12 protein-coding genes are annotated in these 14142 nt (G+C 61.8%); 7 read left to right on the plus strand and 5 right to left on the minus strand.

Annotated elements, in window-relative coordinates; genetic code table 11:
* Positions 1 to 82: 82 nt before the first annotated feature.
* From MN188_RS08370 to murJ, 3 genes are read left to right on the plus strand one after another with little or no spacing between them, the layout of a single operon-like run.
* Complete coding sequence (locus MN188_RS08370; protein WP_242107808.1) at positions 83 to 1261, plus strand: penicillin-binding protein activator; 1179 nt, start codon at positions 83 to 85, stop codon at positions 1259 to 1261.
* A complete protein-coding gene (locus tag MN188_RS08375; protein ID WP_242107817.1) occupies positions 1248 to 4028 on the plus strand; it encodes a [protein-PII] uridylyltransferase in 2781 nt (926 codons plus the stop codon). Before MN188_RS08370 ends, MN188_RS08375 begins: the two co-directional genes overlap by 14 nt.
* On the plus strand, positions 4028 to 5569 hold the full coding sequence (gene murJ, locus MN188_RS08380) for a murein biosynthesis integral membrane protein MurJ (RefSeq protein ID WP_242107819.1): 1542 nt from the start codon (positions 4028 to 4030) through the stop codon (positions 5567 to 5569). Before MN188_RS08375 ends, murJ begins: the two co-directional genes overlap by 1 nt.
* Before the next feature lie 80 nt (positions 5570 to 5649).
* On the opposite strand, the gene MN188_RS08385 is transcribed toward murJ, so the two are convergent.
* Positions 5650 to 6336, minus strand: coding sequence for a rhomboid family intramembrane serine protease (locus MN188_RS08385; RefSeq protein ID WP_242107822.1), 687 nt, complete (start codon positions 6334 to 6336; stop codon positions 5650 to 5652).
* 92 nt (positions 6337 to 6428) lie between these two features.
* Between MN188_RS08385 and trpS the strand changes: the two genes are divergently transcribed.
* Genes trpS through MN188_RS08405 form a run of 4 tightly spaced genes read left to right on the plus strand, consistent with a single transcriptional unit; the run spans position 6429 to position 11104 of the window.
* Positions 6429 to 7448 carry a tryptophan--tRNA ligase gene (gene trpS, locus MN188_RS08390; protein ID WP_242107824.1) on the plus strand — a complete coding sequence of 340 codons (1020 nt, stop codon included), beginning with the start codon at positions 6429 to 6431 and terminating at the stop codon, positions 7446 to 7448.
* 51 nt (positions 7449 to 7499) lie between these two features.
* The gene (gene truA / locus MN188_RS08395; RefSeq protein ID WP_242107826.1) at positions 7500 to 8273 is read left to right on the plus strand and encodes a tRNA pseudouridine(38-40) synthase TruA; all 774 of its coding nucleotides are present in this window, start codon (positions 7500 to 7502) and stop codon (positions 8271 to 8273) included.
* Between the two features lie 60 nt (positions 8274 to 8333).
* Entirely contained in the window at positions 8334 to 10289 is a 1956-nt protein-coding gene (parE, locus tag MN188_RS08400; protein ID WP_242107827.1) for a DNA topoisomerase IV subunit B, read from the plus strand.
* Positions 10286 to 11104 carry a hypothetical protein gene (locus MN188_RS08405; protein WP_242107837.1) on the plus strand — a complete coding sequence of 273 codons (819 nt, stop codon included), beginning with the start codon at positions 10286 to 10288 and terminating at the stop codon, positions 11102 to 11104. Before parE ends, MN188_RS08405 begins: the two co-directional genes overlap by 4 nt.
* A gap of 160 nt (positions 11105 to 11264) precedes the next feature.
* On the opposite strand, the gene MN188_RS08410 is transcribed toward MN188_RS08405, so the two are convergent.
* The 4 genes from MN188_RS08410 to MN188_RS08425 are packed head-to-tail and all read right to left on the minus strand — an operon-like array spanning position 11265 to position 14005.
* Entirely contained in the window at positions 11265 to 11639 is a 375-nt protein-coding gene (locus MN188_RS08410) for a c-type cytochrome (protein ID WP_242107846.1), read from the minus strand.
* Between the two features lie 33 nt (positions 11640 to 11672).
* On the minus strand, positions 11673 to 12023 hold the full coding sequence (locus MN188_RS08415; RefSeq protein ID WP_242107848.1) for a L,D-transpeptidase: 351 nt from the start codon (positions 12021 to 12023) through the stop codon (positions 11673 to 11675).
* 58 nt (positions 12024 to 12081) lie between these two features.
* Positions 12082 to 12765 (minus strand): ABC transporter ATP-binding protein, encoded by a 684-nt coding sequence (locus tag MN188_RS08420; RefSeq protein WP_242107850.1) that lies wholly within the window; start codon positions 12763 to 12765, stop codon positions 12082 to 12084.
* Positions 12758 to 14005, minus strand: coding sequence for a lipoprotein-releasing ABC transporter permease subunit (locus tag MN188_RS08425; RefSeq protein ID WP_420838975.1), 1248 nt, complete (start codon positions 14003 to 14005; stop codon positions 12758 to 12760). Before MN188_RS08425 ends, MN188_RS08420 begins: the two co-directional genes overlap by 8 nt.
* Positions 14006 to 14142 lie beyond the last annotated feature (137 nt).

Raw genomic sequence — 14142 nt, forward strand, 5'->3', positions numbered from 1 at the left:
TGTGGCGTTTATGATGGCCCCCACTGATTGCTTTTGGGGCGAGTCTTCCCCAACCGACCGGCCGGGAACGAGGATCTGTATCATGTTTGCTGTTTTGAGTGGCGCCCGCAAGGTGCTGAGCGTTGTCTTTGCAACTCTTTCACTGATTTACCTGTCAGCGTGTGACGTCACGCTGCCCGCAGGGGGTGGTGGTCCCAAGATCGACACAGGCAAACCGGTGCCGGTCGCGCTTCTGGTCCCCGGCGGGTCCGGTCAGGCCACTGATGCGACGCTGGCGCAGGCGCTGGAAAACGCCGCCCGCCTGGCGATGAGCGAACTCGACGGCGTCACGGTCGACCTGCGGGTTTACAACACCGCTGGCAATGCCAACCAGGCCGGGGTTGTCGCCTCCAAAGCCGTGCAAGACGGGGCCAAGATCATCCTTGGCCCGGTGTTTGCCCAAAACGCCAACGCAGCGGGTGTGGCCGTAGCCAGCAAGGGCGTGAATGTCCTGAGCTTCTCCAACAACCCCGACATTGCCGGGGGCAATGTCTTTATCCTGGGCCCGACGTTCCAGAACACCGCGAACCGCCTGGTGCGCTTTGCCAATCGGCAGGGCAAGGGGCGGATCATGGTCGTGCACGGGCAGGACCCGGCCGAGACCCTGGGCCGCGATGCGATCCATCGTGCAATTGCCAATTCCGGCGCCTCGCTGGCCGGCACCGTCGGGTTCGAGTTGAGCCAAAACGGCATCGTCAATGCGTTACCCGCGATCAGCCGCCAAGTCCGCAACTCAGGCGCGCAATCGGTGTTTATGACGTCGGGCACTTCGGGCGCGCTGCCGTTCTTGGCCGGTCTGCTTCCGGAAAACGGGGTAAAGCCAGCCACGACCCAGTTCATCGGCCTGCAACGCTGGGACATCCCGGCCAACGCGCTGGCACTGCCGGGGCTGCAGAACGGCTGGTTCGCCATGCCCGACCCGACCCTTTCGTCGCAATTCAAGTCGCGGTATCAGGCCCGTTACGGCACCCCGCCGCACCCGATTGCCGGACTTGCCTATGACGGGATTGCCGCCATTGGTGCCCTGGTCAAAGCGGGCAAGGCGGATGCGCTGACCGGGACTGCACTGACCCAGGCACAGGGCTTTGTCGGCGTGAACGGGATCTTCCGCCTGCGCGGCGACGGCACCAACGAACGGGGTCTGGCCGTGGCGCAGATTCAGAACAAACAGGTCGTGATCATCGACCCCGCACCCAGAAGCTTCTCCGGTGCCGGGTTCTGAGCCGCACACGGGGTTTGATCTGCCCGAGAACCTGATCTGTCCCGCCGGGGCAATTTTCGACCACGCGCAAGTGCGTGCGGCGCTGCAGGACGGGATCGCGGTTGCTAAGGACGATGCCGCGATCCGCGCGCACACTGTGGCCACCTTGCGCATAGCCATGAAGGCCGGGCGAACGACGATTGCCACAGCTTTGGCTGAAGCGCCGCGCGAAGCCCACGCCACCACCCGCGCCTATGCCTGGCTGACCGATTGCATCGTCTGCGCGGTGCATGAAGTCGCAACCGGCACCTTGCACCGGTTAAACAACGCGACCCAGTCCGAGCGCCTGTCGGTGCTGGCGGTCGGCGGCTATGGCCGGTTCGAAATGGCGCCGCATTCCGACGTCGATCTGCTGTTTCTGACGCCCTACAAGATCACCCCCTGGGCCGAAAGCGTGATTGAAAGCATGCTTTACATGCTGTGGGATCTGCGCCTGAAAGTCGGCCATGCGTCGCGCACGGTGAAGGATTGCCTGCGGTTGGGGGGCGAGGATTATACGATCCGCACCGCCCTTCTGGAACACCGCCCCCTGTGTGGTGATGACGGGTTGTGCAATGAACTAACCGAGACGCTTTGGGCGGAGTTGTTCAAGGGCACCGAGGCTGAGTTCATCGAGGCAAAGCTGGCAGAACGCGACGCGCGCCATCGCAAGCAGGGTGGCCAGCGCTACATGGTCGAACCGAACGTGAAAGAGGGCAAGGGCGGGTTGCGTGACCTGCAAACCCTGTTCTGGGTCGCGAAATACATGCACCGGGTCGATAACATCCACGATTTCGTCGATCTCAAGATGTTCACCTCCGAGGAATATGAGACCTTCCAGAAGGCGGATGCCTTTCTCTGGGCCACGCGCTGCCATCTACATCTTGTGACGAACCGGGCGATGGACCAGCTGACCTTCGATCTGCAGGTCGAGGTGGCCGAGCGCATGGGGTACACCGATCATGGCGGGCGCCGGGCGGTGGAACACTTCATGCAGGAATATTTCCGCCACGCCACCGCCGTTGGCGACCTGACACGCATCTTCCTGACCGGGTTGGAAGAGGCGCATGTGAAAAAAGAGCCGCTTTTGGCCGGGCTGTTTCGCCGGCGAAAGCGGGTCAAGGCGCCGTTTCGGGTACAGAACGGTCGCCTGACCGTGCCAGACGACAGCGTCTTTCACGATGACAAGTTGAACATCCTTCGCTTGTTCGAGGAAGGCCTGCGCACCGGGATGCTGATCCACCCGAACGCGATGCGGTTGGTCAGCGCGAACCTGGACCTGATCGACGACGACATGCGGTCGAACAAGGAAGCAACGCGCATTTTCCTGGACCTTCTGGTCAAGCACGGCAACCCGGAACGCGCGTTGCGGCGGATGAATGAACTGGGTGTTCTTGCCGCCTTCATCCCCGAGTTTGAACCTATCGTCGCGATGATGCAGTTCAACATGTATCACTCCTATACGGTGGACGAACACACGATCCAGGTGATCTCGAACTTCGCGCAAATCGAACGGCACGAGCTGGACGATGAGTTGCCGATCAGCTCGGAAATCATCGACAAAGGCATCAACCGCAAAACGATGATGGTGGCGATGCTGTGCCATGACATCGGCAAGGGCCGGCCGCAGGATCATTCGATCCTGGGTGCACAAATTTCGCGCAAGGTGGCGCCGCGGCTGGGGCTGACAGCCAAGGAATGCGAAACCGTCGAGTGGCTGGTGCGCCATCACCTTTTAATGTCAGACATGGCCCAGAAACGCGACATTGCCGACCCGCGTACGGTGCGCGATTTCGCCAAGGCGGTGAAAAGTGTGCGCCGGCTGGACCTGCTGACGCTTCTGACGGTCTGTGACATTCGGGGCGTCGGGCCGAATGTGTGGAACAATTGGAAGGCCACGCTGATCCGCACGCTGTATAACCAGACCCGCCGGGCGCTGGAAAACGGCATGGAGGATCTGAACCGCGAAAACCGGGGCGCCGAGGCGAAACGCGCCCTGCGCGAAGCCCTTTCGGATTGGGAGGCGAAGGATCTGAAGGTCGAAACCGGGCGTCATTATGACAGCTACTGGCAGGGCCTACACGTCACCGCCCACACCGTCTTTGCCCGCCTGCTGCGTGGCATCGGCGATGATGAAATCCGGTTGGAGCTGGAGCTGGACGAAGGCCGCGACGTGACACGGGTGCATATCGTGATGGCCGATCACCCCGGCATCTTTTCGCGTCTCGCCGGCGCGCTGAGCCTGGTCGGTGCCAACATCGTGGACGCACGCACCTATACGTCGAAGGACGGCTATGCCACCGCGATCTTCTGGGTGCAGGCCGGCGACGGCAGCCCTTATGACGCCGCGAAACTGCCGCGTCTGCGTCAGATGATCCAGAAAACGTTGTATGGTGAAGTGATCGCGCGCGACGCCATTGCGGGACGCGACAAGATCAAGAAACGCGAACGCGCCTTCAAGGTGCCCACGCATATCACCTTCGACAACGAAGGGTCCGAGATTTACACGATCATCGAGGTCGACACCCGCGACCGCCCCGGTCTTTTGTTCGATTTGACGCGAACCTTGGCCAATTCGAACGTCTATATCGCCTCGGCGGTGATCGCGACTTACGGCGAACAGGTGGTCGATACCTTTTATGTGAAGGACATGTTCGGTTTGAAATTCCACACCGAAAGCAAACAGCGCACGCTGGAACGTCGTTTGCGCGACGCGATCGAGCAGGGCGTTGAAAGGGCCATCACCTGATGGCCGCGCCGCGCCTTCTTCGTGCATTCATGACCGTCGGGGGCTGGACCATGGCCAGCCGCATCCTGGGTTTCGTGCGCGACATCATGATCGCCGCAACCCTGGGCGCGGGGCCGGTGGCCGAGGCGTTCCTGATCGCCTTCTCCCTGCCCAACATGTTCCGCCGCTTCTTCGCCGAAGGCGCGTTCAACATGGCCTTCATCCCGATGTTTTCGAAAAAGGTCGAAGGCAAGGAGGACGCCCTGTCCTTTGCCCGCGATGCGTTCTCGGGGCTGGCCTTCGTGGTGCTGATCTTCACCATCCTGGCGCAGATCTTCATGCCTGCGCTGGTGCTGGCGATGGCGTCGGGTTTTCTGGCCGATGACCGCTTCGACTTGGCCGTGCTCTATGGCCGGATTGCGTTTCCTTACATCCTGTTCATCTCTTTGGCTGCGCTTTTGTCAGGCGTTCTGAATGCCACCCACCGCTTCGTGGCCGCCGCCGCAGCCCCTGTGCTTTTGAACATCATCTTTATCGCCGCAATGGGGGCGGCGATGGCAATGGGGTGGAACGTGGGTGACGCGCTGGCCTGGACCGTGCCGATTGCCGGCGTGGCGCAGCTGGTGCTGGTCTGGATCGCGGCCTCGCGTGCCGGGTATCGCCTGATCCCGCGCCGTCCACACATGACGCCCGAACTGAAACGCCTGGCTATCATCGCCGCCCCCGCCGCCCTTGCCGGTGGCGTGGTGCAGGTCAACCTTTTGATCGGGCGCCAGGTCGCAAGCTTCTTTGACGGCGCGATTGCCTGGCTGAACTATGCCGACCGGTTGTATCAACTGCCGCTGGGCGTGGTCGGGATCGCCATTGGCGTCGTGCTCCTGCCCGACCTCAGCCGCCGCTTGCGCGCGGGCGACGTTGACGGCGGACGCGAGGCGCTCAGCCGCGCGGGTGAGCTGTCGCTGGCACTGACCATTCCCGCGTCCGTCGCGTTGATCGTCATTCCCGGCCCGCTGATCGAAACCCTGTTCCAACGCGGTGCCTTCAATGCGGATGATACCGCCAAAACCGCAATTGCCGTGGCGGTTTACGGCATGGGCCTGCCCGCTTTCGTGCTGCAAAAGGTGCTGCAACCGATCTTCTTCGCCCGCGAAAACACGAAAACGCCGTTCTACTACGCGCTGGTGGCGCTGGTGGTGAATGCAGGCCTCGCGATCGGTCTCAGCTATGTCTTCGGCTATATCGCGGCGGCGATTGGCACCACGGTGGCTGGCTGGACCATGACGCTGATGCTGTGGCGCGGCAGCTGGAAGATGGGCGAAGAGGCACGCTTTGACGGCCGCTTCTGGTCCCGCTTCTGGCGCATCGTCGCGGCCAGTTGGCTGATGGGCGCGGTGCTGTATGGCAGTGTGATCCTGATCGGACCGATGTTTGGCGGCGGCGGGTCGAAATACCTGGCGCTCACCATCCTGATCACCCTGGGCATCACCAGCTATTTCGGCATCGGATCGCTTCTGGGCGCCTTCCGCATCCGCGAATTTCGCGCAGCGATGCGGCGGGGGTAACGCCCCGGCGCGGCGGGGTGGGGAACCACAACCGCGCGGCCAGGTTCAACGTTCCAATGGGTGGGAGCCGCGTCGGGGCGTTAGCGCCGCCTGAGCACCGCCAGAACGTGGCTCCACCCCCCCGGCGCCACCAGGAACGACAGGCCAAAGCCGGCCGCAAAGCCCGCCACATCCGCGACCCAGTCCGGGCTGCCCCCTGTGAACAGGGAAAACACAAGCTGGATCGCCATCAGAAAGGCGATGAGGCGAAACGCCATCAGACGATTTTCACCAGTTCCGGTCAGGCGCACGAACAACAGGAACGAATAGGAGCCGATCAACCCATAGACCGCCGGGTAGCCACCAAACAGCATCACCCGCGTGTCCCAGACCAATCCATAGACCAGCGCGCCGAAGATGGACGCGCCGAAAAAGATGATCAGCACCGCCCAGGCGTTGAATATCTCTCCCACCAGCTTGCCCAGCGCCAGCAGAAACACGAGCACGAAGGCGATGTGGGTGAAGCTCTGGTGCACGAAAGGATAGGTGACGAACCGCATCAGATAATCCCAGCGGATCTGCCGGTTCTCCACCATCCAGTTGAACAGCGGCTCGTAAAAACCCCAGCGCTCGACCGCCTGAAGCCGCCAACCGGTCGCCTCGGGCCCGCCGACAAAGCCCACATTGCCCGCCTGGAACACCAATTCCACCCCGACAAGAAACACCGACAGGGCCACCACGATGGGTGGCAACGGATTTATGGGCGAGGCATTGGGGTCACTTGTCATGTCTTGGGTCCGCTCGTTACGCCCGCTTCCTTGACGGGCCTTTCCCACATGGGTAAGCGAGCCGGAACCAGAAATCCAGACGGAGCGTCATCATGACCAGCCACACCCCTCGCGTGTTTTCGGGCATCAAGCCTTCGGGCGGTCTGACCCTTGGCAATTACCTGGGCGCGATCAAGCGCTTTGTGGACATGCAGGGGCCAGCGTTTGAAACCGTCTATTGTGTGGTGGACCTGCACGCGATCACCGTCTGGCAGGACCCTGCCGAGCTGCGGAACGAGACACGCGAAGTGGCCGCGGGCTTCCTCGCCTCCGGCATCGACCCCAACAGCTCGATCCTGTTCAACCAAAGCCAGGTCGCGGCCCATGCCGAGCTTGCCTGGATCTTCAACTGCGTCACGCGGCTGGGCTGGATGAACCGGATGACCCAGTTCAAGGACAAAGCGGGTAAGAACGCCGAAAAGGCCTCCTTGGGCCTTTACGCCTATCCGTCGCTGATGGCGGCTGACATCCTGCTCTATCACGCCACCCACGTGCCCGTGGGCGAGGATCAGAAACAGCATGTCGAGCTGACGCGCGACATCGCTGCCAAGTTCAACCACGACTTCAAGGCCGAAGATTTCTTTCCGCAGCCCGAACCGATCATCGAAGGCCCCGCGACGCGGGTGATGAACCTGCGCGACGGGTCCAAGAAAATGTCGAAGTCGGGTGAAAGCGACATGGAGCGTATCAACATGACAGATGACGCCGACACGATCGCCAAGAAGTTCCGCAAAGCCCGCACCGACCCCGACGCCCTGCCCGACACGCTGGACGGCCTGAAAGACCGGCCCGAGGCGCGCAACCTTGTGGATATCTACGCGGCCCTGTCCGACAGCACGTCCGAGGCGGTGATCACGGAATACGCCGGCGCGGGCTGGGGCAAATTCAAACCGGCGCTGGCCGATCTGGCGGTCGACAAACTGGCCCCTATCAGCCAGGAAATGGCCCGCCTGATGGCGCAGCCGGACGAAATTGACGCGATCCTGGCCAAAGGTGCGGAAAAAGCCGAGGCGATTGCCCAGCCGATCCTTGAGCAGACCTACGACATCGTCGGGCTGCTGCGCTCACGCTAGGCCCCCGCCTCACCGCTTGCCCAATCCCGCGCTTCAAACTACCTGTGCCCCATGCCCAGATACGCGTTGAAAATCGAATACAATGGCCAGCCCTTCGCGGGCTGGCAGCGCCAGAAGGAATTCCCTTCGGTGCAGGAAGCCGTGGAAACAGCCCTGCGCAAGCTTGATCCCACGGTTGAGACCATCGCCGCCGCTGGTCGTACGGACGCGGGCGTGCATGCCCTCGCGCAGGTCGCCCACGTGGACCTGACCCGCGATTGGGACCCGTTCCGCCTGTCCGAGGCTTTGAACCACCACCTGAAACCGGCCCCCGTCGCGATCCTGGCCTGTGCGCCGGTCGCGGATGATTTTCACGCAAGGTTTTCGGCCACCGAGCGCCGCTATCTGTTCCGAATCGTGAACCGTCGCGCGCCACTGACCCACGACAAAGGCCTGGCGTGGCGCGTGGCGCGAAAACTGGATCTGGAAGCCATGCGCGAAGGCGCCGAGCACCTGATCGGCCACCACGATTTCACCACCTTCCGGTCAACCTATTGCCAGGCGAAAAGCCCGATGAAAACATTGGATGAACTGCGCATTGAAGCGCACGACATTCCCCACGGAACCGAATTCCGTTTCCATATCCGATCCCGCAGTTTCCTGCACAACCAGGTCCGCAGCATCGTCGGATCGCTGGAACAGGTCGGCGGCGGCTCTTGGGCCCCCGACGACATCCGGACCGCGCTTGATGCCCGCGACCGCACCGCCTGCGGCCCGGTCTGTTCCTCCGACGGACTGTATTTGGCGGGGGTGGGGTATGAGGACGATCCCTTCGCGGACCGCTAGACCCTCCCCCCCTGCTCTGCCATACTACGCGTCAATGAAAAGCAAAAAGAGCAGCCCCGCATGAACGATCTTCTGACCGGCACCGGCCCGGACGATTACGACGCGTCCTCCATCGAAGTGTTGGAGGGGCTGGAGCCTGTGCGCCAGCGCCCTGGCATGTACATCGGCGGCACAGATGAACGCGCGCTGCATCACATGGTGGCGGAAATCCTCGACAACTCGATGGACGAGGCAGTGGCGGGGCACGCGAACCGGATCGAAGTGACGCTGAACGCGGATTATTCCGTCACGGTCACCGACAACGGCCGCGGCATTCCGATCGATCCGCACCCGAAATTCCCGGATAAATCCGCGCTTGAGGTCATCCTGTGCACGCTGCACGCGGGTGGCAAATTTTCCGGCAAGGCGTATCAGACCTCGGGTGGTCTGCATGGGGTCGGCTCGTCGGTTGTGAACGCGCTGTCCGACAGTCTGGTCGTGCAGGTTGCCAAGAACAAAGAGCTGTTCGAGCAACGGTTTTCGCGCGGCATCCCGCTGGGCCCGGTCGAAAAGATTGGTGCTGCCCCCAACCGGCGCGGCACCGAGGTGACTTTCCACGCGGACGAAGAGATTTTCGGCAAGCACCGGTTCAAACCGAAACGCCTGTTCACCCTGGCGCGGTCGAAGGCCTATCTGTTCTCGGGCGTTGAAATCCGCTGGAAGAGCCATATTGACGACGGCGAAACCCCCACCGATGCGGTGTTCCACTTCCCCGGCGGCCTGTCCGATTACCTCAAGGAAACGCTGGGCAGTGCCTCGACCTATGCCGATCTGCCCTTCGGCGGGAAGGTCGAGTTTCGCGAGAAGTTTGGCGAGCCAGGCTATGTCGAATGGGCGATCAATTGGACGCCGTCGCGCGATGGTTTCATCCAGTCCTACTGCAACACCGTGCCCACGCCCGAGGGCGGCACCCATGTCACCGGCTTTTGGGCCGCGATCCTGAAGGGGATCAAGGCTTACGGTGAATTGGTGGGCAACAAGAAGGCCGCCTCGATCACCCGTGATGACCTGATGACCGGCGGCTGCGCGCTGGTGTCCTGCTTCATCGCCGACCCCAGCTTCGTGGGCCAGACCAAGGACCGGCTGTCGACGGAAAGCGCCAGCCGGATGGTGGAAAACTCAGTCCGCGACCATTTCGACAACTGGCTGGCATCTGACACGAAATCGGCCGGCGCGATCCTGGATTTCCTGGTGCTGCGCGCCGAGGAGCGCCTGAAACGCAGACAAGAAAAAGAAACCCAGCGCAAGACCGCGACGAAAAAGCTGCGTCTGCCCGGCAAGCTGACCGATTGTTCTGCCACCAACCGCGAGGGGACCGAGCTGTTCATCGTTGAGGGCGACAGCGCCGGCGGCTCGGCCAAGATGGCGCGCAACCGCAAGACGCAGGCGCTGTTGCCCCTGCGCGGCAAGATCCTGAACGTGCTGGGGGCGGCGTCGTCGAAACTGGGCTCGAACGCCGAGATCAACGACCTGACCCAGGCGCTTGGCGTCGGGCTTGGCACGCGGTTCAACGTCGATGACCTGCGCTATGACAAGATCATCATCATGACCGACGCGGACGTGGACGGCGCCCATATCGCGGCCCTTCTGATGACGTTCTTCTTTACCCAGATGCGCCCGATGATCGATACCGGCCACCTGTATCTGGCCTGCCCGCCGCTGTTTCGCCTGACCCAGGGTGCCAAGCGGGTTTACTGCGTGGATGAGGCCGAGCGCGATGCCTGGCTGGAGAAGGGCCTGGGCGGCAAAGGCAAGATCGACGTTTCCCGCTTCAAGGGTCTGGGCGAAATGGACGCGAAGGACCTGAAGGAAACCACCATGGACCCCGCATCCCGCACCCTGATCCGTGTCACGATTGATGAGGACGAACCGGGGGAGACCGGCGACCTGGTCGAGCGCCTGATGGGCAAGAAGCCCGAGAAACGGTTCGAATACATCCAGGAAAACGCGCGGTTCGTGGAGGAGTTGGATGTTTGAGGGGAAAACCTATTAAGGCAGATGCTTTTGGAGTTTGCAGGCTTACCGGGAATCCTGGCAAGTTTGTAAAAAGCCACATAATTCCCAAAGCCCTAACCCCGAAAGAAGACCCCGGCGGGCCGCTCGTTGAAGCTGATGGAAAAAAGCGACCTAAACGACAATGGGATAGCTGGTATGATCCCAGCTTGGTCATTAGAAAAGGAGAGGACCACCTGGCCGAGATTGACTCCTCGGCATTGAGGATTCTGTCAGAGCACAAACTCATTTGGAAGTCTTGGAGAGACCAGGATGAACTGGGCATCGACCACATAGCGAATGACGAGGAAGCGCTCCTTGGGATCAGACTTTTGGAGGGGGTTGACCAAACTGCTCTCGGTGTATTTGCGGTCAGCTTACTTTGGCGAGCAGGTTCATCAGATTTGCCCGCTATGCATGAGTTCAATGTCCCAAATGACATTCTGGAAAGTGCACGCTTAGTTACACTTGGCAAAAGGGAATTCGAGCCAAACGAATTTCCCGTAAAGATGTTTCAATATGCCACAAAGGGGCCTATGCACAATCTCACTCCAATGAACCTCGAACGACCTTTAGCTACTGAAAAGCCAGAACCTTTTTTTCGGATTTTTGCAAACGGGGTTTTCTTTCACATTGTCGACACAACAGCACGTTCTAACTTCGATGTCGGGAAAGCGAAGTGGTTCCTAGGGAACAGTGATGAACTTGCTGTGCTTTGCTTTGACTTCGAGAAATCAACCCAAGCGCGATTTTTTGAAAACACACTCGACCACTACCATGCTCTCATGCGGAGGCAGTAGGGCAGCGCTCGACCCTGGGTGGGCGCAGTGACGTATTTGGGGCCCACACGGAACACCTATCAAGATCACAACATTGCGGAAGCGCCCTCCCGTGGGGAGGGTCGGGCGCTGCCCGGCCTATCGTCCGGGCGGGGCATTTGGCTTTGGGAGTGGCGAACCCTCAGCCCTGAATGCTCTCCAGATAATTCGCCAGCTTCAGCAACCCACTCGGCGTGGGTGTCGGCACGCCGTTCGGATCGGTCCAGACCTCCATGTCACCTTTCAACAGCACGCCGAATTCCGGCATCGGGCCGTGGGTGTCGGCCTTGGCATAGCCGTCGATGGTGGACATCACGAATGCCGTGGGGAAGGTGCCGCCGTGGCGGGTTGTCAGCGTGGTCAGGTCTTCTGCCAGCTCCATCCCGCCGCCTTTCGCGTCCGAGCCGTGGCAGACCGCGCAATTGGCGGCGAACAGCTCCTCGCCGGTTTGCGGCGGCAGATTGCAGCCTGTCAGGGTGAAAGCGGCCAGAAGGCTCAGGCTGGTTATTCTCAACATCTCATTCTCCCTGCGACGTGCCCCATGCGGGCGTCACTCTTGCACGATGATCCAAGTATCGGCGAAGCCCGCCTGCAACACCAGACCATAGAGCACTTCGGCGTTTTCCGGCGCAAGGCGAATGCAGCCTGCCGAGGCCGGGCAGCCCAGCAGCTCAACCGCCGTGGTGCCGTGGATCGCGAAGTTTCCGTAGAAAAAGATCGACCAGGGCATCGGCGCGTTGTTGTAAAGCGACGAATAATGCATGCGGCGCAGCGATTGCGGGTGGAAGGTGCCAACGGGCGTGAATTTGCCCGGCCGGGCGGTGGACACGGGCCAGATATGGAGGGCGTCGCCATCCAGGCTGACCGCCATCGTCTGATCCGAGATATCAACTCGCGCCACAAGGGTCTCGGCCCAGGCCGTGAGCGGCGAAAAGGCCAGGAGCGCTGTGAGGAGCGCTTTACCCCGCACTGACCACGCCGTTGTCCAACCGCAGCACCCGGTCCATCCGGGCCGCAAGCTCAAGGTTGTGGGTGGCGATCAGCGCCGACAGCCCGGTTTCGCGCACCAGCTCCATCAGCGTGGCGAACACGGTGTCCGAGGTTTCGGGGTCGAGGTTGCCGGTGGGCTCATCGGCCAGCAAAAGCGCGGGCGCATTGGCCAGCGCGCGGCAAAAGGCGACGCGTTGCTGTTCGCCGCCGGACAGTTCCGCCGGGCGGTGGCTGGCGCGGTCGGCCACGCCCACGCGGGCCAGCAGGTCGCGCGCGCGGGTGGCCGCGCCCCCCTGCCCCACACCGTTGGCAAGCTGCGGCAGCACGATATTTTCCTCGGCCGAGAACTCGGGCAGCAGGTGGTGAAACTGGTAGATGAAGCCGACCTGGTTGCGCCGCACGTCGGTGCGTTTGCGATCCGACAGCGCCGACATGTCGCGTCCGCCGATCTCCACCCGTCCGGTGTCGGGCGTGTCCAACAGGCCAGCGATGTGCAGCAGAGTCGATTTTCCTGCGCCGGAGGGGGCGACCAGTGCCACGACCTCGCCGCGTGCAATCTCCAGCGACGCACCGCGCAGCACGTTCACCTCGCCGGGGTCACCTGCGTTGTAGACCTTGGTCAACCCGTCAAGCTTCAGGACCGGATCATTCATATCGCAAGGCCTCGACCGGGTTCATGCGCGCCGCGCGGCGGGCAGGAAAGATGGTGACGATGAACGACAGGCCCAGCGACAGGACCACCGCGCTGGCCACGTCCCAGAACTCCAACTTGGCAGGTAGGCGATAAATGCCGCGGATCGACGGATCCCAGACGCCGCCGCCTGCAACGTAGTTCACGAAGGAAAACACTGCGTCGATATAGATCGCGAACAGGCAGCCCAGGATGACCCCCGCGATGGTGCCGACCAGCCCGGTGACCGACCCACACAGGAAGAACACGCGCAGCACGGACCCTTCGGTCAGGCCCATCGTGCGCAGGATACCGATGTCGCGCCCCTTGTTCTTCACCAGCATGATCAGGCCCGAGATGATGTTCATCGAGGCGATCAGGACCAGCACGGACAGGATGATGAACATCACGCTATCCTCCATATCCAGCGCGCGCAGGAAGGCGCCGGATCGGTCGCGCCAGGTCCAGACGGTTGCCAGCGGGCTGGCCGCCTGCATCATAGGCAACAGCAGCTTGTCCACGCCTTCGGGATCGGCCACCATCACTTCGATCTCATCGGCCACACCTTCGCGGTTGAAGAAGCTTTGCGCCTCGACAAAGGGCAGATAGACCCGCGTGCGGTCGATATCCCAACGCCCGGCGGTGAAGATATAGGTGATGTCATAGGCATTCACCCGCGGCGAGGTGCCAAAGGCGGTCTTCACGCCATTGGGCGAAATGATCTTGATCTTGTCACCGACCCCGACGCCAAGCGCTTGTGCCACGCCTGATCCGATCGCGATGCCCTGATCAAAGGCGCGAATGTCGCCCTGGGCCACCTCGGGTTGGGCGATGCGGGGGATGGTCAGAAGGTCGTCATAGGTGATGCCATAGACCTCGACACCCGCGTTCACCTGGCCCTTGTTGGCCATGACCTGGCCTTTCACCAAAGGCGCGGCACGGGTCACGCCGGGCACGGCGGCGATGCGGCTGGCCCAGTCGGCATAGTCGGGAATGGTGCGCACGGTCTGGCCGGTTTCGTTCACATAGGCCTGCGAAAACACCGTCACATGGGCATTCGCACCCAGGATGGTGTCGACGAATTCGTCGCGAAACCCGGTGCGCACGGCCAGGGTGATGATCAGCGCGGCCACCGCCAAGGTGATGCCGATCAGGCTGATCCAGGTCATTGTGCTGACCCCGCCCTCAGCCTTGCGCGCACGCAGGTATCGCCAGGCGATCATCCATTCGAACCGGGAAAACGGGGCTGTGCTCTGGGCCAATTTCTGCTCCTTGCCTCTTGGGGGCAAAGTGATGCTTTGACCGGGGAAGGTCAAGGTGTGGTTCATTGTCAGCGAGGTCTTTGCGCAGTAGCCTTCAA

Origin of the sequence: Aliiroseovarius subalbicans (genome assembly GCF_022678625.1) — a bacterium.
GTDB classification, from domain to species: Bacteria; Pseudomonadota; Alphaproteobacteria; order Rhodobacterales; family Rhodobacteraceae; genus Aliiroseovarius_A; species Aliiroseovarius_A subalbicans.